22 protein-coding genes and 3 tRNA genes are annotated in these 25,886 nt (G+C 30.8%); 15 read left to right on the forward strand and 10 right to left on the reverse strand.

Annotated elements, in window-relative coordinates; translation table 11 throughout:
• The first annotated feature begins 377 nt into the window (after window positions 1–377).
• Window positions 378–1,880 (forward strand): histidine ammonia-lyase, encoded by a 1,503-nt coding sequence (hutH, locus tag AABJ49_RS05175; protein ID WP_338376652.1) that lies wholly within the window; start codon window positions 378–380, stop codon window positions 1,878–1,880.
• Window position 1,881: 1 nt separating this feature from the next.
• Here the strand turns inward: hutH and AABJ49_RS05180 are convergent, their stop codons facing one another.
• The 5 genes from AABJ49_RS05180 to AABJ49_RS05200 form a co-directional block, all read right to left on the reverse strand.
• Window positions 1,882–2,241: a DUF1304 domain-containing protein gene (locus AABJ49_RS05180; RefSeq protein ID WP_338376653.1), complete on the reverse strand. Its 360-nt coding sequence runs from the start codon at window positions 2,239–2,241 to the stop codon at window positions 1,882–1,884.
• Complete coding sequence (locus AABJ49_RS05185; RefSeq protein ID WP_338376655.1) at window positions 2,238–2,828, reverse strand: TMEM175 family protein; 591 nt, start codon at window positions 2,826–2,828, stop codon at window positions 2,238–2,240. The genes AABJ49_RS05180 and AABJ49_RS05185 overlap by 4 nt, the downstream gene beginning before the upstream one ends.
• The gene (locus tag AABJ49_RS05190; protein ID WP_338376657.1) at window positions 2,829–3,005 is read right to left on the reverse strand and encodes a hypothetical protein; all 177 of its coding nucleotides are present in this window, start codon (window positions 3,003–3,005) and stop codon (window positions 2,829–2,831) included.
• 55 nt (window positions 3,006–3,060) lie between these two features.
• Entirely contained in the window at window positions 3,061–4,428 is a 1,368-nt protein-coding gene (rimK, locus tag AABJ49_RS05195) for a 30S ribosomal protein S6--L-glutamate ligase (protein WP_338376659.1), read from the reverse strand.
• A 65-nt stretch (window positions 4,429–4,493) separates the two neighbouring features.
• The gene (locus tag AABJ49_RS05200) at window positions 4,494–7,046 is read right to left on the reverse strand and encodes an ATP-dependent Clp protease ATP-binding subunit (protein WP_338376661.1); all 2,553 of its coding nucleotides are present in this window, start codon (window positions 7,044–7,046) and stop codon (window positions 4,494–4,496) included.
• 247 nt (window positions 7,047–7,293) lie between these two features.
• Between AABJ49_RS05200 and gyrA the strand changes: the two genes are divergently transcribed.
• Together gyrA and AABJ49_RS05210 are read left to right on the forward strand one after the other, a co-directional pair.
• Window positions 7,294–9,861 carry a DNA gyrase subunit A gene (gyrA, locus tag AABJ49_RS05205; protein ID WP_338376662.1) on the forward strand — a complete coding sequence of 856 codons (2,568 nt, stop codon included), beginning with the start codon at window positions 7,294–7,296 and terminating at the stop codon, window positions 9,859–9,861.
• Between the two features lie 46 nt (window positions 9,862–9,907).
• A complete protein-coding gene (locus AABJ49_RS05210) occupies window positions 9,908–11,104 on the forward strand; it encodes a hypothetical protein (RefSeq protein ID WP_338376664.1) in 1,197 nt (398 codons plus the stop codon).
• Window positions 11,105–11,136: 32 nt separating this feature from the next.
• Here AABJ49_RS05210 and AABJ49_RS05215 read toward each other — a convergent pair whose 3' ends face one another.
• Window positions 11,137–11,898, reverse strand: coding sequence for a C40 family peptidase (locus AABJ49_RS05215; RefSeq protein WP_338376666.1), 762 nt, complete (start codon window positions 11,896–11,898; stop codon window positions 11,137–11,139).
• Between the two features lie 73 nt (window positions 11,899–11,971).
• Complete coding sequence (locus AABJ49_RS05220) at window positions 11,972–13,150, reverse strand: acetyl-CoA C-acyltransferase (protein WP_338376668.1); 1,179 nt, start codon at window positions 13,148–13,150, stop codon at window positions 11,972–11,974.
• A 257-nt stretch (window positions 13,151–13,407) separates the two neighbouring features.
• Here AABJ49_RS05220 and AABJ49_RS05225 point away from each other — a divergent pair.
• The 3 genes from AABJ49_RS05225 (at window position 13,408) to AABJ49_RS05235 (ending at window position 13,670) form a co-directional block, all read left to right on the forward strand.
• Window positions 13,408–13,494, forward strand: a tRNA-Ser gene (locus AABJ49_RS05225).
• A 13-nt stretch (window positions 13,495–13,507) separates the two neighbouring features.
• A tRNA-Pro gene (locus AABJ49_RS05230) sits at window positions 13,508–13,582 on the forward strand.
• A 14-nt stretch (window positions 13,583–13,596) separates the two neighbouring features.
• Window positions 13,597–13,670 (forward strand) — tRNA-Arg (locus AABJ49_RS05235).
• Between the two features lie 101 nt (window positions 13,671–13,771).
• Here AABJ49_RS05235 and AABJ49_RS05240 read toward each other — a convergent pair.
• The 3 genes from AABJ49_RS05240 to AABJ49_RS05250 all read right to left on the reverse strand — a co-directional run bounded on the left by AABJ49_RS05240 (window position 13,772) and on the right by AABJ49_RS05250 (window position 17,045).
• Entirely contained in the window at window positions 13,772–14,968 is a 1,197-nt protein-coding gene (locus AABJ49_RS05240; protein WP_338376670.1) for an alanine dehydrogenase, read from the reverse strand.
• A gap of 77 nt (window positions 14,969–15,045) precedes the next feature.
• Window positions 15,046–15,459, reverse strand: a complete 414-nt coding sequence (gene tsaE / locus AABJ49_RS05245; RefSeq protein ID WP_338376672.1) for a tRNA (adenosine(37)-N6)-threonylcarbamoyltransferase complex ATPase subunit type 1 TsaE — start codon at window positions 15,457–15,459, stop codon at window positions 15,046–15,048.
• Window positions 15,460–15,488: 29 nt separating this feature from the next.
• Window positions 15,489–17,045: a bifunctional response regulator/alkaline phosphatase family protein gene (locus tag AABJ49_RS05250; RefSeq protein ID WP_338376674.1), complete on the reverse strand. Its 1,557-nt coding sequence runs from the start codon at window positions 17,043–17,045 to the stop codon at window positions 15,489–15,491.
• A gap of 172 nt (window positions 17,046–17,217) precedes the next feature.
• On the opposite strand from AABJ49_RS05250, the gene AABJ49_RS05255 reads away from it, so the two are divergent.
• From AABJ49_RS05255 to sucD, 9 genes are all read left to right on the forward strand, one after another.
• Window positions 17,218–18,453, forward strand: coding sequence for an HD domain-containing protein (locus tag AABJ49_RS05255; protein WP_338376676.1), 1,236 nt, complete (start codon window positions 17,218–17,220; stop codon window positions 18,451–18,453).
• Between the two features lie 112 nt (window positions 18,454–18,565).
• Window positions 18,566–19,579: a UDP-3-O-(3-hydroxymyristoyl)glucosamine N-acyltransferase gene (lpxD, locus tag AABJ49_RS05260; protein WP_338376678.1), complete on the forward strand. Its 1,014-nt coding sequence runs from the start codon at window positions 18,566–18,568 to the stop codon at window positions 19,577–19,579.
• 21 nt (window positions 19,580–19,600) lie between these two features.
• Window positions 19,601–20,989 (forward strand): bifunctional UDP-3-O-[3-hydroxymyristoyl] N-acetylglucosamine deacetylase/3-hydroxyacyl-ACP dehydratase, encoded by a 1,389-nt coding sequence (locus tag AABJ49_RS05265; RefSeq protein WP_338376681.1) that lies wholly within the window; start codon window positions 19,601–19,603, stop codon window positions 20,987–20,989.
• A 1-nt stretch (window position 20,990) separates the two neighbouring features.
• On the forward strand, window positions 20,991–21,773 hold the full coding sequence (lpxA, locus tag AABJ49_RS05270; RefSeq protein WP_338376683.1) for an acyl-ACP--UDP-N-acetylglucosamine O-acyltransferase: 783 nt from the start codon (window positions 20,991–20,993) through the stop codon (window positions 21,771–21,773).
• Between the two features lie 10 nt (window positions 21,774–21,783).
• Window positions 21,784–22,944 carry a toxin-antitoxin system YwqK family antitoxin gene (locus AABJ49_RS05275; RefSeq protein WP_338376685.1) on the forward strand — a complete coding sequence of 387 codons (1,161 nt, stop codon included), beginning with the start codon at window positions 21,784–21,786 and terminating at the stop codon, window positions 22,942–22,944.
• Window positions 22,945–22,962: 18 nt separating this feature from the next.
• Window positions 22,963–23,529, forward strand: a complete 567-nt coding sequence (efp, locus tag AABJ49_RS05280; protein WP_338376687.1) for an elongation factor P — start codon at window positions 22,963–22,965, stop codon at window positions 23,527–23,529.
• A gap of 12 nt (window positions 23,530–23,541) precedes the next feature.
• Window positions 23,542–24,477 (forward strand): UDP-3-O-(3-hydroxymyristoyl)glucosamine N-acyltransferase, encoded by a 936-nt coding sequence (locus AABJ49_RS05285; protein ID WP_338376689.1) that lies wholly within the window; start codon window positions 23,542–23,544, stop codon window positions 24,475–24,477.
• Window positions 24,470–24,832: a nuclear transport factor 2 family protein gene (locus AABJ49_RS05290; protein ID WP_338376691.1), complete on the forward strand. Its 363-nt coding sequence runs from the start codon at window positions 24,470–24,472 to the stop codon at window positions 24,830–24,832. The genes AABJ49_RS05285 and AABJ49_RS05290 overlap by 8 nt, the downstream gene beginning before the upstream one ends.
• Before the next feature lie 126 nt (window positions 24,833–24,958).
• Window positions 24,959–25,831, forward strand: coding sequence for a succinate--CoA ligase subunit alpha (sucD, locus tag AABJ49_RS05295; RefSeq protein ID WP_338376693.1), 873 nt, complete (start codon window positions 24,959–24,961; stop codon window positions 25,829–25,831).
• Window positions 25,832–25,886: the final 55 nt, after the last annotated feature.

Here is a 25,886-nt window from a genome sequence, read left to right on the forward strand (position 1 = left end):
TTTTTTGAATAAAGAAATTTTCCTTCTCACGAAAGAACATATAGATATGGATTATATGTTGAAATTAAACCCCAAATGGGGTAGTAGTTGTTGTAGTTGTCGAGCTAATAAAATTTTCAACCACAGTTTGGGTTGAAGTAGAACAAACTTTTATTTTATTGCGTATCAACATATTTCAAATATAAAACTTTTATAATCAGATAAAAAAAATAAAAAAATTTTTACGAATATTTTATTTTATAGAGGTTTAATTACTTCAAATCAAAATATTAATAGTAATAGATGTCGTAAAATGATAATTTGATAATAAAATATTTGTAAAATTGTTGCTTTTTAGCATTCGTTTGTGGAATTTTGTGGCATATTAAAAACAAAGAATGGAAACTACCTATTATATAAGTTCAGATTTATTATCTATTGATACAATTCAAGCAATTTTAATTGAAAATAAAAAACTAGCCTTATCAGAAGAAGCTATTGTAAACATTGAGAAATGTAGAAAATATTTAGATGATAAAATGAAATTACATGGTGAACCGATTTATGGAATTAATACAGGATTCGGCTCTTTATGCAATGTGAAAATTTCCAATGAAAATTTAACGAAGCTTCAAGAAAACTTAATAAAATCTCATGCTTGTGGAACAGGTGAAGAAGTTCCAAGTGAGATTGTGAAGATAATGTTATTGTTGAAAATTCAATCTTTAAGCTATGGACATTCAGGTGTTCAATTAGCCACAGTTGAGCGTTTGATTGAATTTTATAACCACGATATTTTACCTGTAATTTATACACAAGGTTCCTTAGGAGCAAGTGGAGATTTAGCTCCTTTGGCCCATTTATCTTTGCCTTTGTTAGGTGAAGGAGAAGTTTATTATCATGGTTTTAGACAACCAGCAAGTAAGGTTCTTGAAAAAATGAATTGGCAACCAATTGAAATGCAATCTAAAGAAGGTTTAGCCTTACTGAACGGAACGCAATTTATGAGTGCTTACGGGGTTTATATTTTATTAAAATCGTGTAAACTATCCTATTTAGCTGATTTAATTGGAGCTATTTCTTTAGAAGGATTTGATGGTCGAATAGAACCATTTAACGATTTAATTCATTTAATTAGACCTCACAAAGGGCAAATTCAAACGGCTAGAAGATTAACCGAATTTTTAGAAGACAGTGAAATTATAGCACAACCAAAGAAACATGTTCAAGATCCATATTCTTTTAGATGTATGCCACAAGTGCATGGTGCTAGTAAAGACACAATTGAATATGTAAAGAAAGTTTTTAGAACAGAAATTAATTCAGTAACGGATAATCCAAATGTGTTTGTAGGTGAAGATGAGATAATTTCTGGTGGTAATTTTCACGGACAACCATTGGCTTTAGCATTTGACTTTTTAGGAATAGCTTTAGCTGAATTAGGAAGTATTTCGGAAAGAAGAACCTATCAATTAATTTCAGGTTTACGTGAATTACCGGCATTTTTAGTAGATAATCCTGGATTAAATTCAGGATTTATGATTCCACAATATACAGCTGCTAGTATTGCAAGTCAGAATAAACAATTAGCAACTCCAGCAAGTATTGATAGTATTGTTTCGAGCAACGGACAAGAAGATCACGTTTCCATGGGAGCAAATGCTGCTACAAAAACATTGCGAATTGTTGATAATTTGGAACGTATTTTAGCGATTGAATTATTGAATGCTTCTCAAGCATTAGAATTTAGAAGACCTCTAAAATCAAGTGAATTTATTGAAATGTTTATCAAATCCTACAGAGATGAAGTTTCTTTTGTAAAAGAAGATCGAATTTTGCATTATGATATTGAAAAAACAATTGCTTTTTTACAAAGTTTTCAGATAGAGTTGGAGGATTAATTTATATAAACAAACTCAAAATCCCAAGAATAGCTGGAAGTCCTTGTACAAAGAATATTTTTTTAGATACAGAATAAGCTCCATAAATAGCTGCTACTAATACACAGTTTAAGAAGAAGAGAGCAATATTTCTAGACCAAACTTCATCAGAAATAAAGAATGTCCAAATTAAACCAGCAGCTAAAAAACCATTGTATAATCCTTGGTTTGCAGCCATAGCTTTGGTTTTTGAAAATAAATCTTTAGGAAAGTTGGTAAAAACCTTTGGTGCTTTTGTAGTCCATGCAAACATTTCTAAATACAAAAAATAAAGATGCATAAAAGCTACAAAACCGATAATAATTTGTGATAGTAAATTCATTTATTCTGTTTTTTATCCGTGAAATTATCTTCAATTCTTTTATCAGGAACAAGCCAAATAAAAGCGACTATTATATAAATTACTCCAGAAATAATTGGAATGTATAAAGCAAATGCAATTGCAATAATATAAAGTAAGTTAGATAGTTTTCCTTTGTTATCTTTTCCAACAGAGCTATAAATTAATGAATCTTTCCCTTCAAATTTAATGATTAATTTTTGAAGTAGATAATAGGCAATAGCACATCCTAATAGAACGATACCATACAAAAACATTGGATATGGAGCAAATTCGCTTTCACCAATCCAAGCAGTTGTAAACGGAATTAAAGATAACCAAAACAGTAAATGCATGTTTGCCCAAAGAATTTTTCCGTTTACTTTTTCAACGGTATGCATTAAATGATGGTGATTGTTCCAATAAATAGCGATATAAATAAAACTCAAAATATAACCTAAAACTTTTGGTAATAGAGGTTTTAAATCTTTAAAAGTGTGACCTTCAGGCACATTAAATTCTAAAACCATTATAGTAATAATTATGGCTAAAACTCCATCACTAAAAGCTTCAAGTCTGTTTTTCTTCATTTATTTCTTGAGAATTATTGCAATCAAAATAAAAATGGCTATAACCTGTAAAGTCATTCCAATAATTAACAATTCAGGAGCAAGTGCCCAGTGCATTATTTTAAAAAGTGCACCTAAAATAGTGCCTGCCATTCCCAATAAAAACAGCACCAATGGTATTTTGTATTGTTTAATCATTTTTTATGTTTTAATGTCAGACTGCAAACTAACTACTTAATACTGCTAACTGAAATTATTTCCATTTAAAATTTTTCTCAATCGCTTTGATCATTTCACCAGCTATATCTTTATTTGTTGCTCCTTCGATACCTTCTAAACCAGGAGAAGAGTTTACTTCAAGTAATAAAGGGCCTTTTGAAGAACGAATGATATCAACACCAGCTACTTTTAAATCCATGGCTTTTGCAGCTTTAATAGCAATTTTCTTTTCTTCTGCTGTAACTTTAACTACAGAAGCAGACCCTCCCATATGAATATTAGCTCTAAATTCTCCAGGAGCAGCTTCTCTTTGCATGGCAGCAACTACTTTACCATCCACCACAAATAGTCGTAAATCTTTTCCGTTAGCTTCTTTAATAAATTCTTGAACCAATATATTAGCATTCAAACTTTTAAAAGCATTAATAACTGACTCAGCCGCTTTTTTAGTTTCTGCTAAAACAACTCCTTTTCCTTGTGTTCCTTCTAATAATTTAACAATTAAAGGAGAACCACCAACCATTTTGATCAAATCATCTGTATCAAGAGGAGAATTAGCAAAACCCGTTGTAGGAATGTCAACCCCATTATTTAGTAATAATTGTAACGAAAATAATTTATCACGAGATTGTGTAATAGCTGCTGCATTGTTTAAAGCAAAAACTTTTAAGGCTTCAAATTGTCTAGTAAGAGCACACCCATAATAAGTCATACTTGGACGAATTCTTGGTATAACAGCATCAAAATCATTTAAAATTTTCCCACCTCTATAATGAATTTCAGGATTATCAGCATCCAATTTCATATAACAATATTTCAAATTAAGGAAATGCATTTCGTGTCCTCGCATTTCACCGGCTTCCATAATTCGTTTATTGCTATATAGTTCAGGATTACTAGCTAAAACACCAATACGAAGTCCCTTTTTCTCGGAAGATTCTGTATAATAGTATTCTTTTAATTTTTCATTGGTAGGTTGGCCTAAAACGAATTTTTGTTCAGGATCTACCATAACTCTTCCAGACATGGCCTCTCTTCCTAAAAGCATTCTGTAACCCATTGAGTCACGATTGGTTAACGTAACTTCAATTTCCCAAGTTTTACCACCTAGAGAAACTTGAGTTTGAATTACGTAACGTTTTTCGCGAAACCCACTAGAACTTTTAACAATTCTTTGGTCGATTAATTTGGCATCACAATGGATTAACGCTTTTGCATTATTTTGAATAGGATTTATATCAAATTTAACCCATTCTTGATTATCTTTTGTATAGGTTTTTATATTGATAGCGTGTAGTGCAGAAGTTTTGGCTCCAGAGTCAACTCTTGCTTTAATGGTAGGAATTCCAATTGTTGGCAAAGAACACCATTCTTCGCTACCTACAATGACTTTTTGTTGCATTTTATATATTGTTAATTTTAATCTAAAGTACTATTTTTTTTGATAAATCAAAGAGAAAAAAAAACCTACTTTTCAGCAGGTTTTTCAGATTTTTTAATGGTTACAGTAAGCTCTTGCTTATCTTCATCTAAATCCATAAATATTTCGTCTCCTTCATGTATTTTCGATGTAATAATTTCTTCCGCTAAAGCATCTTCCACATATTTTTGAATAGCTCTTTTCAAAGGTCTAGCTCCAAATTGCTTATCAAACCCTTTGTCAGCAATATAATCTTTAGCTTTTTCAGATAAATTTAAAGTATATCCTAAATCTTTTATTCTCAAATATAATTTATCCATTTCAATATCGATAATTTTATCAATATCCTCTTTTTCTAAAGCATTAAATACAACGACATCATCAATTCTGTTTAAAAATTCGGGTGCAAAAGCTTTTTTAAGAGCATTTTCAATAATTCCTTTTGAATGATCATCAGCTTGAGCTACTTTAGAAGCTGTACCAAAGCCGACACCTTGTCCAAAGTCTTTTAACTGACGAGCACCAACATTAGAAGTCATAATGATAATTGTATTTCTAAAATCAATTTTACGACCTAAACTATCTGTAAGATGTCCATCATCTAATACTTGAAGCATCATATTGAAAACATCTGGATGTGCTTTTTCTATTTCGTCCAAAAGAACAACACTATATGGTTTTCTTCTTACTTTTTCAGTCAATTGTCCACCTTCTTCATAACCTACATAACCTGGAGGTGCCCCAACTAATCTAGAAATCGCAAATTTCTCCATATATTCACTCATATCGATACGAACAAGAGCGTCTTCTGAGTCAAATAATTCTTTTGCTAACACTTTGGCTAACTGTGTTTTACCAACACCTGTTTGACCTAAAAATATAAATGAACCAATTGGTTTATTTGGATCTTTTAAACCAGCTCTATTTCTTTGTATAGACTTCGCAATTTTAGAAACAGCATCATTCTGACCAATTACTTTTCCTTGAATTAATTCAGGTAAATGAGCCAATTTATTGCTTTCAGTTTGTGCAATTCGGTTCACTGGAATTCCAGTCATCATGGATACTACATCAGCAACATTATCTTCAGAAACTTCAATTCTATTGTTTTTAGCATCTTCTTCCCATTTTTCTTGAGCAATGGCTAAATCTTTTTCAATTCTTTTCTCATCATCACGAAGTTTTGCAGCTTCTTCATATTTCTGTTTTTTAACTACAGAATTTTTCAAATCTCTAACTTCTTCCAATTGACGTTCTAAATCTAAAATTTGCTTTGGAACATCAATATTGGTAATATGAACACGAGAACCAGCTTCGTCTAATGCATCAATAGCTTTGTCTGGTAAAAATCGATCTGTCATATAGCGATTCGTCAATTTCACACAAGCTTCAATGGCTTCGTCAGTATATGTTACACTGTGATGATCTTCATATTTTCCTTTGATATTGTGTAAGATAGTAATCGTTTCATCAACAGAAGTGGGTTCAATAATAACTTTTTGGAAACGTCTTTCAAGAGCTCCATCTTTTTCAATATATTGACGGTATTCATCTAAAGTAGTTGCACCAACACATTGAATTTCTCCACGCGCTAGAGCAGGTTTAAACATGTTTGAGGCATCAAGTGATCCTGTTGCTCCACCAGCACCAACAATGGTGTGAATTTCATCAATGAAAAGAATAATATCGTCATTTTTTTCTAATTCATTCATGACAGCTTTCATTCGTTCTTCAAACTGTCCTCTATATTTTGTTCCAGCTACTAAACTTGCTAGATCAAGTGTAACTACACGTTTGTTAAACAAAACACGTGATACTTTTTTCTTGATAATCATAAGTGCTAAGCCTTCAGCAATAGCAGATTTTCCAACTCCAGGTTCACCAATTAATAATGGGTTATTTTTCTTTCTACGGCTCAAAATTTGAGAAACTCTTTCGATTTCTTTTTCTCTACCAACAACCGGATCTAATTTTCCTTCTTCAGCCATTTCGGTTAAATCTCTACCAAAATTATCTAAAACAGGAGTTTTTGATTTTTTAGTTGTTTTGTTTCCTGATGTTGGATTGTTGAAAGCACTGTCTTTAATTCCATCATCTTGCCCTGAATCGTCATTGTAGGATTCAGCTTTTGGTAGGTTTTCTATAAAATCTTCTTCGTTATTTATCATAGCAATATAATTTTCTTTAACGGTTTCGTAATCGATTTTTAATTTTTTCATCAACTTGGTAGTTGGATCATTTTCATTTCGTAAGATACACAACAATAAATGTGCCGTACTCACTGCTGAACTATTGTATAACTTAGCTTCAAGAAAAGTGGTTTTAATTGCTCGTTCGGCTTGTCTTGTTAGATGAAGATTTTTTTTATCATTATTTTGTATTCCTGTCGAATTGGCAGGACTTAAAACTTCAACTTTTTTACGTAAATGATTAAAGTCAATAGCTAGGCTGTTTAAAATAGTCATTGCTTTTCCACTACCATCTCTTAAAATTCCAAGAATTAAATGTTCTGTTCCAATGAAATCGTGACCTAGTCGTAAAGCTTCTTCTTTACTATAAGTAATTACATCTTTAACTCTTGGTGAAAAATTATCGTCCATTTTGTTTTTTTAATCAAGTAAATATACTAAATATATAGAATACTAAAAAGTGTATTTTATATTGTAACGCTAATTGACAAAAAAAAAATCAATTATAAAAGTTAAATATAATCTAGTTATCATCAAAAAACAACAACTTTTTGTTAATAAATCTTTTATATTTATTGAAAAAAAAGAGTGGTAAAAAAATTAAAAAGCAGTAAATTGGCACGTTAAAGATTTAAAAATAAATTAATATAAAATACCTATGTCTGAAGGAGAAAAGTTAATTCCTATTAACATTGAAGATGAAATGAAATCAGCTTACATTGATTATTCAATGTCAGTTATTGTATCTAGAGCGCTTCCTGATGTTAGAGATGGTTTAAAGCCTGTACATCGAAGAGTATTATATGGAATGCACGAATTAGGAGTTAGATCCAATAGTGCTCACAAAAAATCAGCGAGAATAGTTGGAGAAGTATTAGGAAAGTATCATCCACATGGAGATACATCTGTATATGATGCCATGGTGCGTATGGCTCAAGAGTGGAGTTTGCGTTATATGATGGTTGATGGACAGGGTAACTTTGGTTCGGTTGATGGTGATAGTCCTGCAGCTATGCGTTATACAGAAGCACGTATGCGTAAAATTTCTGAAGATATGTTGGCTGATTTGGAGAAAGAAACTGTTGATTTTCAATTAAATTTTGATGATACGCTAGAAGAACCAACTGTTTTACCAACAAAAATTCCTACCTTATTGATTAATGGTGCTTCTGGAATTGCAGTAGGTATGGCAACCAATATGCCTCCTCATAATTTAAGTGAAGTTATAGATGGTACACTAGCATATATTGACAATCCAGAAATTGAAGTAGATGAATTAATTAACTATATTAAAGCTCCAGATTTTCCGACTGGTGGAACAATTTATGGTTATGATGGTGTAAGAGAAGCTTTCAAAACAGGTCGTGGACGTATTGTTATGCGTGCAAAAGCAACTTTTGAAGAGTCAAACAATAAAGAAGCTATAATCGTAACTGAAATTCCATATCAAGTTAATAAGGCAAATATGATTAAGCATACTGCCGATTTAGTTAATGATAAAAAAATTGAAGGTATTTCTAACATTCGTGATGAGTCAGATAGAAATGGAATGAGAATCGTTTATGAATTGAAGCGTGATGCAGTTCCAAACGTAGTTTTAAATACTTTATATAAATATACTCAATTACAATCTTCTTTCAGTGTAAATAATATTGCATTAGTAAAAGGAAGGCCTCAAATGTTGAATCTAAAAGATTTGATTCATTATTTTGTAGAGCACAGGCATGATGTAGTTGTTAGAAGAACAAAATATGAATTAAGAAAAGCTGAAGAAAGAGCTCATATATTAGAAGGTTTAATTATTGCATCAGACAATATTGATGAAGTAATTAAAATCATTAGAGCTTCAAATGATGGTGAAGAAGCTAGAAATAACTTAATTGAGCGTTTCAAATTATCTGAAATTCAAGCTAAAGCTATTGTTGAAATGCGTTTAAGACAATTAACAGGTCTTGAACAAGATAAATTACGTGCTGAATATGAGGATCTTATGAAGTTGATTGCTCATTTAAAAGAGTTATTAGCAAGTAAGGAAATGAGATCTCAAGTAATTAAAGACGAATTAGCTGAAGTTAAAGATAAATACGGAGACGAAAGACGTTCGGTAATTGAATATGCAGGAGGTGATGTTAGTATTGAAGATTTAATTGCAGACGAACAAGTTGTAGTCACAATTTCTCATGCAGGTTATATTAAACGTACTTCTTTATCAGAATATAAAACGCAAAATAGAGGAGGAGTTGGTCAAAAAAGTGCAGCTACTAGAGATGAAGATTTCTTAGAACATTTATTTGTAGCCACAAACCATCAATATTTGATGTTCTTTACACAAAAGGGAAAATGTTTCTGGATGAGGGTTTTCGAAATTCCAGAAGGAACTAAAGCCAGTAAAGGTAGAGCACTTCAAAACCTTATAAACATAGAGAATGACGATAAAGTAAAAGCATTTATTTGTACTCAAGACCTTAAAGACGAAGAATACATAAACAGTCATTATGTAATTATGGCTACTAAACAAGGTCAGGTAAAGAAAACTTCTTTAGAAAAATATTCTCGTCCAAGAGTAAATGGTGTTGCAGCCATTACCATTAAAGAAGATGACGAATTGATAGAAGCAAAATTAACAACAGGAAACAGTCAAGTTTTATTAGCTGTTCGTTCAGGTAAAATTGTTCGTTTTGAAGAAGAAAAAACTAGACCAATGGGTAGAACTGCATCTGGTGTTAGAGGAATTACTTTAAAAGACGAAACGGATGAATTGATTGGAATGGTTTCTGTAGATGCAAATGATGTTAATGAAACACAATTATTAGTTGTAACAGAAAATGGTTATGGAAAGCGTACCAAACTTGAAGAAGATGGTGAAGCAATCTACAGAATTACTAATAGAGGTGGAAAAGGAGTAAAAGCATTAAATGTTACTGAAAAAACAGGAGCTTTAGTTTCTATCAATATTGTATCTGATGCTGATGATTTAATGATTATCAATAAATCTGGATTAACCATTAGAATGAATGTTTCTGACTTAAGAACTATGGGTAGAGCTACGCAAGGTGTTCGACTAATTAATATTAAAGGAAAAGACTCTATTGCAGCTGTTACTAAAGTACTTCGTGAAGATGAAGAAGAATTGATAGAAAGAGAGGTTATTGAAGGAGAAGAAATAAATGATGTAGAAAACGGCACAGATATTGATTCATCTGAAGAAACTGAGACACAAGAATAATAACATAGCCCAATTAGTTTTGGGCTTTTTTTAAATTAATTAAAAAATGAAAAAAATCACATTAATAATAACTTTATTAGTAGGTATGTCAATTTTTGCTCAAAAAGAGGAGTTGAAAACCTTAGAGAAAACCTATGATATGAGTTCGCCTCCTTCTCAAAAAGATATAGATAAAGTTAATTTAGCTTTAACTTCTTTGGATGCTATGGAAAATAATTTAACTCCAGAAGAGAAGAATGATTATAATTTTTTTAAAGGAATACAACCTTTAATGGATATTTTTGTTGTAGCTATGAAAAACCCAAATGACAAACAGTTAATTAGTAATGCACTTTCTTTTGAAAAATTAATTTCTGCCGCTGATTATTTTAATAAAGTTAGAGATTATGAGAAAAAGACAGTAAAGAAAATACATACTGATGATATCAATAAAGATATAGTTCCAATTGTTAAACAATTGGTTTCTCAAAAAGCATATTCGTTAAACGAACAAGGTAAGTTAAAAGACGCATCAAATTATTTTTACTTGTTATATAATCTTAATAAAGAAGAAGGTCTTAATTTAGAGAATGCAGCTATTTTAGCCATGCAATCAAAAGATTATATGTTGGCACAAAAATATTATGTAGAATATAAAAACAGTGATTATTTAGAAAACGGTACACTTTATTTTGCTACCAATAAATTAACAGATCAAGAAGAACAAATGTATTCCAGAGAGGATAGAGCCGCAAAATTGAAATTAGGTTCTCATGAAAAACCTAGGGATCAAAAGGTGTCAGAATCTAAGCCTGAAGTTTATAAAATTGTAGCTATTTTATATGCTCAAAATGGAGATGTTGAAAATGCAAAAAAAGCTTATAAAGAAGCAAAAAAAATCAATAAGTCAGATATTGATTTGTTAATTAGTGAGTCTAGATTATATCAAGATGGGGATTTAGATACATACATTACTCTATTAAAAGAAATGATAGAAGTTGATCCTCAAAATGCCTCATTGCATTTTAATGTAGGATATTATTCTTTAACTGATGACGCTAAACTAGTAGATGAAATGAATAAAAATCTAGACAACAGTAAAGTATTTGATGAGTTGAATACTAAGAGAAAAGAAATGTTTAAAAAAGCACTTCCATATTTTGAAAAATCTTATCAATTAGATCCTAATTCAGGCAATACTAAAGAACTTCTTAAAACTTCATACGAAGTTCTTGGTATGAAAGACAAAGCAGATAAATTATAAAATAAAGAATCCCGTTTTTCAGCGGGATTTTTTTATACAATTTTTTTAATAACTCTAAGTTTATGTGTATGCCTTCCGTTATCAACATTATAAATTCCTAAATGATCTAATCTGTCAATTCTAACTTTTCCTGAAGCGTGAATAATATAATTGTCATTCATCATAATTCCAACGTGAGTTATATTGCCTTCATCGTTGTCAAAAAAAGCTAAGTCACCTGGTTCACTTTCTTCAATAAAACTTAAGGGTTCACCTTGATTCGCTTGTTCAGAGGCATCTCTTAATAATTGATAACCATTTAATTTATAAACCATTTGCGTAAAACCAGAACAATCAATACCAAAAGGAGATTTTCCACCCCAAAGATAAGGAGTATTCAAATACATAAAGGCTGTTTTGATCAACTGGGTTTTATCTTTTGTACCACAAACTTTTAGTCCATCAAAAGAAAATTTAGATTCATTAATCTCATCATTGTCTAAAAAAGATAAACTACTTCCTAAAGAAATTGGTATCAATTGATTAGCAGGAGTAGAGATATACTCAATTAAATCTGCACTCAATACAATTGGAATATCATTTAATGTATTATAATGTTCTTCAGATATAGTTTGATATTGTTTATTATCAATCCAACCTTTGTAGCCATCATAAGCTAATTCAATATAAACCCATTTAGGATTTTGTTCAATAATTTTAAAATGCTCACCAAAAAGCAATTGTGAAACTTGTTCACTTCTGTCAGAAGGTTCAAATCGTAAAGGAACAATGGCAAGGTTACAAATTCCAAACATTTAAATAATGCAAATAGTAAAATTATGAGTTAGAACAAATTTACATTTCATAACTCATAATTCATAATTAAATTTAAGCTCTTTCAATTACAATTGCTGAAGCACCACCACCACCATTGCAAATAGCAGCTGCTCCAATTTTTGCATTATTTTGTGATAAAACATTAATTAAAGTTACAATAATTCTAGCACCTGAACATCCAAGCGGATGACCTAATGAAACGGCACCACCATTTACGTTTACTTTATCTTCACTTAATCCTAAAATTTTAGCATTAGCTAATCCAACAACAGCAAAAGCTTCATTGAATTCAAAATAATCAACATCGCCAATTGAAATTCCAGCTTTGTCTAACGCTTTAGGTAAAGCTTTAGCAGGAGCAGTTGTAAACCATTTTGGTTCGTGAGCTGCATCTGCATATGATTTTATATAAGCCAAAGGAGTTAAACCTAAAGATTTAGCTTTTTCTTCACTCATTAAAACTAAAGCGGCAGCACCATCATTGATTGTAGAAGCGTTGGCAGCTGTTACAGTTCCGTCCTTTGTAAATACAGGATTTAAAGCAGGGATTTTGTCTAACTTAACATTAGTATATTCTTCGTCTTTAGATACAATTAAAGCATCTCCACGTCTTTGTGGCACCTCAACAGGAACAATTTCAGAATCAAATTTTCTTGCTTCCCATGCTTTTGCAGAACGTTCGTATGATTGTATGGCAAAATTATCTTGTTCTTCTCTAGAAATTTTATATTCAGTTGCACATAAATCTGCACAAGTTCCCATAGCATTATTATCATAGGCATCCACTAAACCATCTCTTTGCATTCCATCAACTAGAGTAGTTGGACCAAATTTAACACCATTTCTCATGTGCACATAATGTGGAATTAAACTCATGTTTTCCATTCCACCAGCTACCACAACTTCTGCGTCACCGGCCATAATAGCTTGCGCACCTTGCATTACGGCTTTCATTCCACTAGCACAAACTTTATTGATGGTTGTACAAGGTACATTATTTGATAATCCTGCGGCTAATGCTGCTTGTCTAGCTGGTGCTTGACCATTACCAGCCTGAACCACATTACCCATAATAACTTCATCTACAAGATTAACGTCTAAATTTATTTTATTTAAAGCTCCTTTAATAGCTGTTGCACCTAATTGTGTGGCAGGAACACTTGATAAAGCACCCATAAAACTTCCAATTGGAGTTCTAACAGCTGAAACTATAACTACTTTTGTACTCATATATATTTATTTTTTGCGAATTTAATAAATTTATACTTATTATCTCTAAAATTAAAATTAAAATCTATGAAAAATTAACTCTATTTATAGAATAATTTAGTTTTCCAATAATTTTATAATTTCTATATACTTGATTCTTAATTAATTTTATTTTTTTTTCAAATATAACTCAAAAAAAAGTATAAAATTGTTGCAAGAATAAGATGTAAATCCTACATTTGCAACCGCTAAAAAGATAAGTTCTTTATAAAAAGATTGGAGAGTTGCCTGAGTGGCCGAAAGGACTTGTTTGCTAAACAAGCGTATGGGAAACTGTACCAAGGGTTCGAATCCCTTACTCTCCGCTTATTTTTTTTTCGGGGTGTAGCGTAGCCCGGTCATCGCGCCTGCTTTGGGAGCAGGAGGTCGCAGGTTCGAATCCTGCCACCCCGACAAAATGAAATTTTGGTTGCGTAGCTCAGCTGGATAGAGCAACTCACTTCTAATGAGTAGGTCCCAGGTTCGAATCCTGGCGCGATCACAAGAAAAGCCTTGCAATTGCAAGGCTTTTTTGTTTTAATTAATGGAATAAATTATTTAGTAGATTTTGGAAAGAGCTAAAATTGCGTTAATATTTTTAAATTAAAAAACAATCAAATTAATATCTCTGTATTCTATATTAAACCAATCTGCTATTGATTTGTTGGTTAGTAAGCCATGATAAAAATATACACCGTTTTTTAAACCTCTATTACATCTAATAGCGCTTTCTAAACCTCCATCTTCAGCTATTTGCAATAGAAATGGAGTAATAATGTTACTTATGGATAAGGAGGCAGTTTTAGAATATCGCGAGGGAATATTTGGAACGCAATAATGAATAACGTTGTTTTTAATGAATGTTGGTTTTTCGTGTGTTGTTACTTCCGAAGTTTCAAAACTCCCACCAGAATCGATACTTACATCTACAATAACAGCTCCTTTTTTCATGTGTTCTACCATTGTTTCAGTTACAACAATAGGAGTTCTGTTTTTACCTCTCATTGCACCAATAGCAACATCACATCTTCTTAGGGCTTTTACTAATGCTTTTTCTTGAATAGTTGATGTGAAAATTCGTTGATTTAATAAATTTTGAAGTCTTCTTAATTTGGTAATGGAATTATCAAAAACTTTAACACTTGCACCAAGTCCTAAAGCAGTTCTTGCAGCAAATTCAGCAACTGTTCCAGCTCCAAGAATTACAATTTCTGTAGGAGGAACACCTGTAATATTACCAAATAACAGACCTTTTCCAATGTTTTGATTAATCATTAATTCAGCAGCAATTAAAATGGATGCTGTTCCTGCAATTTCAGATAATGATTTAACTGCAGGATAAGAACCATCTTCATCTTTTATAAATTCATAAGCTAATGCAGTAATTCTTTTATGTGCTAAAGCCTCAAAATAAGCTTTTTTTTGTGTTTTTAATTGAATGGCCGAAAGGACAATTGTTTGTGGATTGATTAAATCTATTTCATCAATTGTTGGTGGTTCAACTTTAAGTATCATTGGACAACTGAACACTTTTTTAGTGTCTTTTGTAACTTCAGCCCCAGCATTTGAATATTCAATGTCGGTAAAACTAGAACTTTCACCAGCACCAGATTCAATCATAACTCTATGGCCTTGATGTACTAATGAACTCACGGCATCTGGTGTAAGGCAAATACGTCTTTCTTGATAAGAGATTTCTTTGGGAATACCGATAAACAATTCACTTTTATGACGAGCTACTTCAAGTTTTTCTTCTTGAGGCATTAATTGCATTTTAGAAAAAGGGGAAAAGGATGCCATAGTTTTTTAGTTAAGTTGAGCCAAGTTACTTATTTTTTTTAATATTTAAAACAATGTTTTTAAATAAAATAATAGTCTCAGTTAATTAAAATTAATTGTCTTTTTCCATTTTCTACTTCTTTCATAATAATTCTTGCATGATCAATAGGTATCAAATTTGGAGTCTTTTCTGGCCATTCAATAAAACACCAATTTCCAGAATAAAAATATTCATCTAATCCCATGTCGTAGCCTTCAATTTCATTATTTAACCGATATAAATCAAAATGATAAATAGGTTCTAGTTCTGTTGTTCTATATTCGTTAACTAATGAAAAAGTGGGACTACTACCATTATCTGACACATCTAATTCCTTTACTAAAGCTTTGATTAAAGTTGTTTTTCCAACACCCATTGAGGCATCAAAAGTGATTATTTTCTTTAAACCAGGAAGGGCAAGAATTTTTTTTGCAACATCATGTATTTCGTCTAATGAAAAAGTAATTTCCATTTATTGAGTTTTTATTGTTAGAATAAGTATTAATTTCTTGGTTCAAATACCAAAAAGGGTATAATCATTTCTTCTAATGAAATTCCACCATGTTGATACGTATTTCTATAATAACTTACATAATGGTTGAAATTATTCACATAAGCCAAAAATAAGTCATTCTTTGCAAAAATGAACGAACTACTCATATTAATTGCAGGTAATCCTACTTTTTTAGGATCTTTAATTGCATAAACATCCCTGTCTTCATAAGTTAGACTTCTTCCTGTTTTATAACGTAAATTTAAGCTAGTGTTTTTATCTCCAATAACTTTTGAAGGATTTTTACAGTTTATGGTTCCATGATCGGTAGTTAAAATTAATTTGAAGCCTAATTGTTGAGCTTGTTGAATCATTTCTAACAAAGGAGAATTTTTAAACCAACTAAGTGTTAAAGAGCGATATGCCTTATCATTAGAAGCAAGTTCTTTAACAACATCCATTTCTGTTTTTGAGTGAGAAAGCATATCCACAAAGTTATAAACGATTGTAGTTAAGTCGTTGTTTTTTAATCCCTTGAAATTCTCAGCTAATTTTTTACCATCTTTGAAATTGGTTATTTTATAATATTCTTGCTTGATATTTAATCCCAAACGTTTCAATTGCTCTGTCAAGAATTCACCTTCATAAAGGTTTTTTCCACCATCATCTACATCATTTTTCCAGTATTGAGGATATTTTTTTTCCATATCTAATGGAGTTAAACCACTAAAAATAGCATTACGAGCATATTGAGTTGCTGTTGGTAGAATAGAAAAGTAGCTAACTTCTTTTTCCAACTTGTAATGATTGTTTACAATACTTTCAAACGCTTTCCATTGGTCATAACGTAGATTATCAATTACAATAAAAAGAATTGGTTTTTCTTTTTTTCTTAATTCTGGAGCTACTAATTCTCCAAATATTTCATGAGATAAAACAGGTTTGTCTTTTGTATTGGTAAACCAGTCTTCATAATTACGCTCTATGAATTTACCAAACTGAGTATTGGCTTCAACTTTTTGACTTTCCAATATTTCAATCATACTTTGTGATTCAATATTTTCAAGTTCTAATTCCCAAAAAATTAGTCTTTTGTACATTTCAACCCAATCTTCAAAAGAATTGACCATAGCCATATCCATTGCTATTTTACGAAATTCTTTCTGGTAATCTAGAGTTGTTTTATCTGAAACCAATCTTGAATGATCTAAGTTCTTTTTTAAACTTAATAATATTTGATTTGGATTTACTGGTTTTATTAAGTAATCAGCTATTTTGGAACCAATAGCTTCTTCCATGATATATTCCTCTTCACTTTTAGTAATCATAATTACAGGAACTGAAGATTTTTTTTCTTTCATTTCAGCAAGTGTTTCTAACCCACTTAAACCAGGCATGTTTTCATCTAAAAAAACAATATCAAAATTGGTTTCTTCAAATAAATCTATAGCATCTTGTCCGTTGTTACTAGTTGTAACATCATAATTTTTCTTTTCTAGAAATAATATATGTGGTTTTAATAAATCTATTTCGTCATCTACCCAAAGAATTTTTATCTTATTCATGTTATTAAGTGTTTTCTGTTTTCCTTCTTTCTACATTATTAATGAATGCAAGTTAGTATTAATACAACGATGAATATATTAAAATTTGTATAAAATTTTATAGAATTTCTAGTTGCAAATAAATCTTTTACAATAACCTCAAAAATCCTTACTTTTACCAAAAATATATTTTGTGAGCCAAATCAATAAACTCAAGATTTTTAACGATCCTATTTATGGTTTTATCACCATTCCTAATACGTTAATTTACGATTTAATTCAGCATCCTTATTTTCAGCGTTTGCGTAGAATTTCGCAAATGGGCTTGACATATTTAGTTTATCCAGGAGCACATCATACTCGTTTTCATCATGCTTTAGGATGTATGCATTTGATGCAAAAAGCCATACAAACCCTTCGTTTTAAAGCTGTTGAGATTTCTGAAGACGAAGAAAATGCTTTATTAATTGCGATTCTATTACATGATATTGGTCATGGGCCATTTAGTCATGCTATGGAACAAAGTATTGTTGATGAAGTACATCATGAACAGTTGTCATTGTTATTTATGGAACAATTGAATAAGGAATTTGACGGAAAATTATCATTAGCTATTCAAATATTCAAAGAGCAATACCATAGAAAATTTATGTTGCAATTGGTTTCAAGTCAATTAGATATGGATCGAATGGACTATTTGCGAAGAGATAGCTTTTACAGTGGTGTAGCTGAAGGAAACATTAATAGCGAACGTTTAATTCAAATGATGAATGTGCAAGATGATGTATTAGTTATTGAAGAAAAAGGAATTTATTCTGTTGAAAAATTCTTGATGGCAAGACGACTGATGTATTGGCAAGCTTATTTGCATAAAACAAGTGTGGTTTCTGAAATTATCTTGATGAATATTTTAAAAAGAGCCAAAGAGTTGACCCAAAGTGGAATTGTTTTAAACTGTAGCGAACCTTTGCAATTCTTTTTAAATCATAAAATTTCTTTTGAAAATTTTGATGCAAAAATTCTTCAAACATTTTCTTATTTAGATGATTTTGATGTCATGAGTGCTATTAAAAATTGGCAATTTCATGATGATTTTGTGTTAAGTTCTCTTTCAAAAATGATTATCAATAGAGATTTACTAAAGATTCAAATGATGGATGATAAACCAAACAAAGAGAGTTTGTTATCGTATAAAAATAAATTTATTTCAATTCATAAAACAACAGCTTTGGAAACCGAATATTTTGTTTTTAAAGGAAAAATAAAAAATCAAGCTTATAACAAAGAAAGTGAGCCCATTCGTATCTTAAAAAAAGATGGAAGTATTGAAGATGTTGCACAAGCTTCTGATCAATTAAGTCTTAAAGCATTATCAAAACCTGTTACAAAATATTTTATTTGTTATCCAAAAGAATTGATTGTTGCATAGCTATTTGATTTAATTTTATATTTTTGTGAGATTGAAATATAATTAAGGTTTTTTCAACTTATAATTAAAAAAGTGAATTCCGTCTCAATTGACGGTAACTTAAAAATTTTAAATGAAGTTTACAGCAGAACAAATTGCAGGTATATTAAATGGTGAAGTAGTAGGAAATCCTAATGCTGAAGTCTATAAATTAGCAAAAATTGAAGAAGGATCAGAAGGTTCTCTTACATTTTTAGCAAATAAAAAATACAGCAATTATATATATACAACATTAGCTACTATAACAATTGTGAATCATGATTTTGTAGCTGAACAAGAAATAACTACTACGTTAATTAGAGTAGAAGATGCTTACAAATCATTTTCAACTCTTTTAGAATACTACAACCAAGTGAAACTAATGAAATCTGGTATTGAACAACCTTCAATGATTTCTGAAAATGTAACTTATGGTGAAGGTTTATATTTAGGTAGTTTTTGCTACATTGGAAAAAATGTAACTATCGGTAAAAACGCAAAAATTTATCCAAATACATTCATTGGTGATAACGTAGTTATTGGTGATGATTGTATATTTTTTGCGGGTGTAAGAGTATATTCTGAAACGGAAATTGGAAATAACTGCACTTTTCATTCAGGAAGTATTATAGGTTCTGATGGTTTTGGATTTGTACCACTTGAAGATGGTACTTTTTCAAAAATTCCTCAGATAGGAAATGTAATTGTTGAAGATAATGTAGAAGTAGGAGCAAATACAACTATTGATAGAGCAACATTAGGCTCTACAATTATACGAAAAGGTGTTAAATTAGATAATCATATTCAAGTAGCTCATAATGTAGAAATTGACGAAAACACAGTGATTGCTGCTCAAACCGGAATTGCAGGTTCAACCAAAATTGGTAAAAATTGTATGATTGGTGGCCAAGTAGGTATTGCAGGTCATTTAGTAATAGGGAATAATGTAAAAATTCAAGCACAAGCTGGAATTGGAAAAAGTATTGGTGACAATGAAGTCGTTCAAGGTTCACCAGCTTTTAATTATGGTGATTTTGCAAAATCATATGTGCATTTTAAAAATTTACCCAATATAGTTAGTGATTTAGAAGAATTAAAAAAGAAATAACAAGTTTAAATTAGATATTTTATGGTTAAACAAACAACCATTGCAGGAGAAATTACCTTAAAAGGTGTTGGACTTCACACAGGACAGGAAGTAACAATGACATTTAAACCAGCACCAGTAAATAATGGATTTACATTTATTAGAGTTGATTTAGAAGGTGAGCCAATGATAGAGGCTGATGCTAATTATGTAATGAACACACAGCGTGGGACAAATCTTGAAAAAAGAGGTGTCTTTATTCAAACATCTGAACATGTTTTAGCTGCATTTGTTGGCTGTGATGTTGACAATGTTATTATTGAATTAAATGCTTCTGAACCTCCAATTATGGACGGATCATCAAAATATTTTGTAGAAGCAATTGAAAAAGTTGGAGTTGTTGAGCAAGATGCAGAACGAAAAGTATATGTTGTTAAAGAAGTTATTTCTTATACAGATGAAGCAACCGGCAGTGAAATTACAGTAATCCCTCATGATACATACTGTGTAACTGCTATGGTAGATTTTGGTACTAAAGTATTAGGCACTCAAAATGCTACTATGAAAAACATCAGTGAATTTAAAGATGAAATTTCTGAAAGTAGAACCTTTAGCTTTTTACATGAATTAGAAGCTTTATTGAACAATGGTTTAATAAAAGGAGGTGATTTAAACAATGCTATTGTTTATGTCGATAAAGAAATTTCTGAAGACACTATGACTAACCTAAAAAAAGCTTTTGGAAAAGACAAAATAACGGTTAAACCAAATGGAATTTTAGATAATTTAGAATTACACCAACCTAATGAGGCTGCTCGTCATAAATTACTTGATGTTATTGGAGATTTAGCTTTAGTTGGTTGTAGAATTCAAGGTAAAGTTATTGCTAATAAACCAGGTCACTTTGTAAATACACAATTTGCTAAGAAACTTTCAAAAATCATTAAAATTGAAGAAAGAAATCAAGTACCAGTTTATGATTTGAATAAAGAGCCGTTGATGGATATTCATCAAATTATGGCTATGTTACCTCACAGACCACCATTTTTGTTGATTGATCGAATATTAGAAATGTCAGATTCTCATGTAGTTGGATTGAAAAATGTAACTATGAATGAAAATTTCTTTGTTGGACATTTTCCAGATGCTCCAGTAATGCCAGGAGTTCTAATTGTAGAAGCGATGGCTCAAACAGGAGGTATTTTAGTGTTAAGTACTGTTCCTGATCCAGAGAATTACCTAACATTTTTTATGAAAATCGATAATGTTAAATTCAAACAAAAAGTATTACCTGGTGATACATTAATATTCAAATGTGATTTAATAACACCAATTAGACGTGGAATTTGTCACATGCAAGCCAATGCTTATGCTAATGGAAAATTAGTAGCTCAAGCAGAATTAATGGCACAAATAGCTAAAAAACAATAACATGAATCAACCATTAGCATATGTACATCCAGGAGCAAAAATAGCTCGAAATGTAGTAATTGATCCTTTTACTACAATTCATAATAATGTAATAATAGGAGAAGGAACATGGATTGGCTCAAACGTAACCATTATGGAAGGTGCTCGAATTGGAAAGAATTGTAATATTTTTCCAGGAGCCGTTATTTCAGCCGTTCCTCAAGATTTAAAATTTGGAGGAGAAGATTCTCTAGCCATAATTGGAGATAATACAACTGTTAGAGAATGTGTTACAATTAATAGAGGTACAATTGCTTCAGGTCAGACTAAAATTGGAAACAATTGTCTTATCATGGCAACAGCTCACATAGCTCATGATTGCCACATTGGAGATAATGCCATTATTGTAAACGGAGTAGCATTAGCCGGACATGTAACTATTGGAAATCATGCTATCATCGGAGGTTTAGCAGCTATTCATCAATTTATTTCAATTGGAGAACATGCTATGGTTTCTGGTGGATCTTTAGTTAGAAAAGATGTTCCTCCTTACACAAAAGCAGCAAAAGAACCATTATCATATGTTGGGATAAACTCTGTCGGATTAAGAAGAAGAGGATTTACAACTGAAAAAATTAGAGAGATTCAAGATATTTATAGAATTCTTTATCAAAAAAATTACAATACTTCTCAAGCAGTTGCAATCATTGAAGCTGAAATGGAAGCAACTCCAGAAAGAGATGAAATCATTCAATTTATAAGAAGTTCATCAAGAGGAATTATGAAAGGTTACACAGGAGTATAATTATTTTATAATGAAAACTAATAGTTTACATACTAGTTTTAAAGTTTTTTGTCTGCTATTTTTGTTTTTTACATTAAATGGTATAGCTCAAAATACGGTTTATTTTCCTCAAGTTTTTTTTGATAAAAAAGATGCTTCTAAAAAATTAGAGATTGGAACTTCTACTATTAAAGGAGTTGCATTTACTAGACAAGACAGAGGAAATATGTATGCTAAGAAACAATTAGCTAATAAAACCTTAGTATTTCTTTTTCCGATGACTGATTATTTAGAAGAATGGCTAAAACTCTATAAATCTAAAGGAGAGATGCCAAATACTAATATAGTGATGTCTGAAGAATCCTTTAAATATCATTTGGAAGTTTTAACGGATGAATATGGTAATTTTACTTTTCCTAAAATGAAACCTGGAAAGTATTACATAATGTGTGACATCGATTTTGTTGGAACAGGAAGTTATTCTGTTGAAACAGGAAGAACTAATTATTACAATGGTTATGGATATTATATGGGTTCAACCCCAATTTACCAAAGCTATTTTTATAATTTTGATGCCAGAAATAGAGAAAGTAGAGAAATAAATATTGAACAAAACGGACAATTAATTGAAACCAAATTAAAACCTCAATTGTTTGAAAATTACGTTAAATTAGCAAATAAATTTATATCAACTACAAAATGTTATCAAGTTAACAATCTTCAATATGGAAAATGTACAGATTTTTATGATAACGGAACCATAAAAACCATTGCAGAATGGAGTAAAGGTCTTTTAGATGGTGATGCAATCTTTTATTATGAAAACGGAAAAATTGAAGCTGAAGGAAAATTCAATAAAAACTCCAAAGTAGGGTTGTGGAAATATTATGATCATAACGGAGTTATAAAGACAGAAGAAACGTTTACATATAAAAATAAAAAGTCAGTAAAAGAAGGAACTTTTAAATACTATTATCCATCAGGGAAAGTTAAAATAATAGATACCTATAAAAATGATTTTGTTCAAGGTGAAAGCTATGAATATTATGAAACAGGAAAATTAAAAATTAAATACAATTTTAAAGATTCAAAATTAGATGGTGACGTAAAATATTATGATGAAAATGAAAAACTCTATCAAATAATAAATTACAAAGCTGGGAAAGAAATAAAAAAAACACAAATACATTAAAAATTAAATACATTTAAAATGGCAAGTACATCAGATATTAGAAACGGATTATGCATCAAATACAATCACGATATTTATAAAATTATCGAATTTTTACACGTTAAACCAGGAAAAGGCCCAGCGTTTGTAAGAACAAAATTAAAATCAGTAAGTAACGGAAAAGTATTAGATAATACATTTTCTGCAGGTCATAAAATAGATGTAGTTCGTGTAGAAACACACACTTATCAATTTTTATATGCAGAAGGAAACACGTTTCATTTTATGAATGTAGAAAATTACGAACAAATTACATTACAAAGAGACGTATTAGATGCTCCAGATTTATTGAAAGAAGGAACAAATGTTATGTTGCAAATTAACACAGAAACAGATTTACCTCTATCTGTAGATATGCCAGCTTCTGTAATCCTTGAAGTAACTTATACTGAACCAGGAGTTAAAGGAAATACGGCAACAAATGCTACAAAACCTGCAACTGTTGAAACAGGAGCAACTGTGAATGTGCCTTTATTTATCAACGAAGGTGACAAAATCAAAATCGACACAGCTTCTGGTAACTACATGGAGCGTATAAAAGAGTAATTTATTTTCTTTATGAAATTTCCAAAAACATATACTTTAAGCGAAATAGCTACTATTATTAATACGGAATTCGTAGGTGATGCAAATTTTCCTATTCAAGGAATGAATGAAATTCATGTTGTTGAACCTGGAGATATTGTTTTTGTGGATCACCCAAAATATTATGATAAAGCTTTACAATCAGCAGCAACAATTGTTTTAATTAACAAAAAAGTAGATTGTCCAGAAGGTAAAGCTCTATTAATTTCAGATGACCCTTTTCGGGATTTCAATAAGTTAACAAAACATTTTAAACCTTTTCAACCAATTAATATTCCAATTTCTGACAGTTCTACTGTTGGAGAAAACACATATATCCAACCTAACTGTTTTATTGGAAATCATGTAACTATAGGTAAAAACTGTATTATTCATTCTAATGTTTCCATTTATGATAATTCTGTTATTGGCGATAATGTAATAATTCATGCAGGAACAATAATCGGAGCTGATGCATTTTATTATAAAAAACGTGCAGAAGGTTTTGATCAATTACTTTCTGGAGGAAGAGTTGTTATAAAAGATAATGTTGGAATAGGAGCGTTGTGTACAATAGACAAAGGGGTTACTGGAGACACAACAATTGGTGAAGGAACAAAAATTGATAATCAAGTACATGTTGGTCATGATACGGTTATTGGTAAAAAATGTTTGATTGCAGCACAAACTGGAATCGCTGGTTGTGTCATAGTAGAAGATGAAGTAACACTTTGGGGACAAGTTGGTACCACTAGTGGAATTACAATTGGTTCAAAAGCTATAGTAATGGGACAAACTGGTGTAACTAAGTCTATTGAAGGTTCAAAAGTTTACTTTGGAACACCTATTGAAGAATCTAGAGAGAAATTAAAGCAATTAGCAAATATTAAAAGAATACCAGAAATTTTAAAAAAGATTCAAAATGACTAATGTAGAACAAATTCAAAACTTTTATGCTTCTGAGAATTTCAGAAATTTGAAATTAGTTGATGTGTTATTTCACGAAGATGTCGTTATTGAATGGAATAGTACCATCGGTTTCTTTAAGTATAATAAAGAAGATGTAATGAAGTTTTCTAAAGAACTTTATGAAAATTATGTTTCTTCAAATGTCGAAATAAGAACTATTTTTGGTGAAGGTAATGAAGTTGTAGTTCGATATAATTATTTTGCTTCAACTATTGAAAATCCTACAGAAATGATATTAATCACTCAAATTATGGTAATTTGGGAATTTAGAGATGGAAAAATCATCAAAGGATATCAATGTTCACATCTTGGATAATAAATAAAAAACAGGAAAGGAAGCTAGGTTTTTTTGAGTAATAAAATATCATTTAAAAACTTTATTAATCAATCAAAAAATATTACTTTTGCTACACTTTTAATAAAATAAATTAAAAATAACAACATGAGTGTTTTAGTAAACAAAGATTCAAAAATAATAGTTCAAGGATTTACAGGTAGTGAAGGAACTTTTCATGCCGAGCAAATGATTGAATATGGAACAAATTTAGTAGGTGGTGTGACTCCTGGAAAAGGTGGTCAAACACATTTAGGTAAACCTGTTTTTAATACTGTACAAGATGCAGTAGTACAAGCTGGAGCTGATACTTCAATATTATTCGTTCCACCAGCTTTTGCTGCTGATGCAATTATGGAAGCTGCTGATGCTGGAATTAAAGTAATCATTTGTATTACTGAAGGAATTCCTGTTGCTGATATGATTAAAGCTTATGCTTATATTCAAGATAGAGATTGCCGTTTAGTTGGTCCAAACTGTCCAGGTGTAATCACTCCAGGTGAAGCTAAAGTTGGAATTATGCCAGGTTTTGTATTCAAAAAAGGAAATGTTGGTATTGTTTCTAAATCAGGAACGTTAACTTATGAAGCTGCTGACCAAGTTGTAAAACAAGGAATGGGAATCACAACTGCTATTGGAATTGGTGGAGATCCAATCATTGGAACTACTACAAAAGAAGCAGTTGAATTGTTAATCAATGATCCAGAAACAGAATGTGTTGTTATGATTGGTGAAATTGGAGGTCAATTAGAAGCTGATGCTGCTAAATGGTACAAAGAAAGTGGAAGTAAAAAACCTATCGTTGGATTCATTGCTGGAGAAACTGCTCCTGCTGGAAGAACAATGGGTCATGCTGGTGCAATCGTTGGTGGATCTGATGATACTGCTGAAGCTAAGAAAAGAATCATGAGAGAAAACGGAATTCATGTGGTTGATTCTCCTGCAGAAATCGGTAAAAAAGTGAAAGAAGTAATGGGATAATTTGTTCCAAACTAATTATAAAAAAAAGCTCTAAATTTAATTTGAATTTGGAGCT

The organism is uncultured Flavobacterium sp. (assembly GCF_963922255.1).
Classification (GTDB): Bacteria; Bacteroidota; Bacteroidia; order Flavobacteriales; family Flavobacteriaceae; genus Flavobacterium.

What these genes read in the sequence shown, in the direction of transcription:
- sucD (WP_338376693.1), top strand. Translation starts at nt 24,959, where the DNA reads ATGAGTGTTTTAGTAAACAAAGATTCAAAAATAATAGTTCAAGGATTT.
- AABJ49_RS05290 (WP_338376691.1), top strand. Translation starts at nt 24,470, where the DNA reads ATGACTAATGTAGAACAAATTCAAAACTTTTATGCTTCTGAGAATTTC.
- AABJ49_RS05275 (WP_338376685.1), top strand. Translation starts at nt 21,784, where the DNA reads ATGAAAACTAATAGTTTACATACTAGTTTTAAAGTTTTTTGTCTGCTA.
- AABJ49_RS05220 (WP_338376668.1), bottom strand. Translation starts at nt 13,150, where the DNA reads ATGAGTACAAAAGTAGTTATAGTTTCAGCTGTTAGAACTCCAATTGGA.
- hutH (WP_338376652.1), top strand. Translation starts at nt 378, where the DNA reads ATGGAAACTACCTATTATATAAGTTCAGATTTATTATCTATTGATACA.
- AABJ49_RS05190 (WP_338376657.1), bottom strand. Translation starts at nt 3,005, where the DNA reads ATGATTAAACAATACAAAATACCATTGGTGCTGTTTTTATTGGGAATG.
- AABJ49_RS05185 (WP_338376655.1), bottom strand. Translation starts at nt 2,828, where the DNA reads ATGAAGAAAAACAGACTTGAAGCTTTTAGTGATGGAGTTTTAGCCATA.
- AABJ49_RS05210 (WP_338376664.1), top strand. Translation starts at nt 9,908, where the DNA reads ATGAAAAAAATCACATTAATAATAACTTTATTAGTAGGTATGTCAATT.
- efp (WP_338376687.1), top strand. Translation starts at nt 22,963, where the DNA reads ATGGCAAGTACATCAGATATTAGAAACGGATTATGCATCAAATACAAT.
- AABJ49_RS05200 (WP_338376661.1), bottom strand. Translation starts at nt 7,046, where the DNA reads ATGGACGATAATTTTTCACCAAGAGTTAAAGATGTAATTACTTATAGT.
- AABJ49_RS05180 (WP_338376653.1), bottom strand. Translation starts at nt 2,241, where the DNA reads ATGAATTTACTATCACAAATTATTATCGGTTTTGTAGCTTTTATGCAT.
- rimK (WP_338376659.1), bottom strand. Translation starts at nt 4,428, where the DNA reads ATGCAACAAAAAGTCATTGTAGGTAGCGAAGAATGGTGTTCTTTGCCA.
- lpxA (WP_338376683.1), top strand. Translation starts at nt 20,991, where the DNA reads ATGAATCAACCATTAGCATATGTACATCCAGGAGCAAAAATAGCTCGA.
- gyrA (WP_338376662.1), top strand. Translation starts at nt 7,294, where the DNA reads ATGTCTGAAGGAGAAAAGTTAATTCCTATTAACATTGAAGATGAAATG.
- AABJ49_RS05285 (WP_338376689.1), top strand. Translation starts at nt 23,542, where the DNA reads ATGAAATTTCCAAAAACATATACTTTAAGCGAAATAGCTACTATTATT.
- AABJ49_RS05250 (WP_338376674.1), bottom strand. Translation starts at nt 17,045, where the DNA reads ATGAATAAGATAAAAATTCTTTGGGTAGATGACGAAATAGATTTATTA.
- tsaE (WP_338376672.1), bottom strand. Translation starts at nt 15,459, where the DNA reads ATGGAAATTACTTTTTCATTAGACGAAATACATGATGTTGCAAAAAAA.
- lpxD (WP_338376678.1), top strand. Translation starts at nt 18,566, where the DNA reads ATGAAGTTTACAGCAGAACAAATTGCAGGTATATTAAATGGTGAAGTA.
- AABJ49_RS05215 (WP_338376666.1), bottom strand. Translation starts at nt 11,898, where the DNA reads ATGTTTGGAATTTGTAACCTTGCCATTGTTCCTTTACGATTTGAACCT.
- AABJ49_RS05240 (WP_338376670.1), bottom strand. Translation starts at nt 14,968, where the DNA reads ATGGCATCCTTTTCCCCTTTTTCTAAAATGCAATTAATGCCTCAAGAA.
- AABJ49_RS05265 (WP_338376681.1), top strand. Translation starts at nt 19,601, where the DNA reads ATGGTTAAACAAACAACCATTGCAGGAGAAATTACCTTAAAAGGTGTT.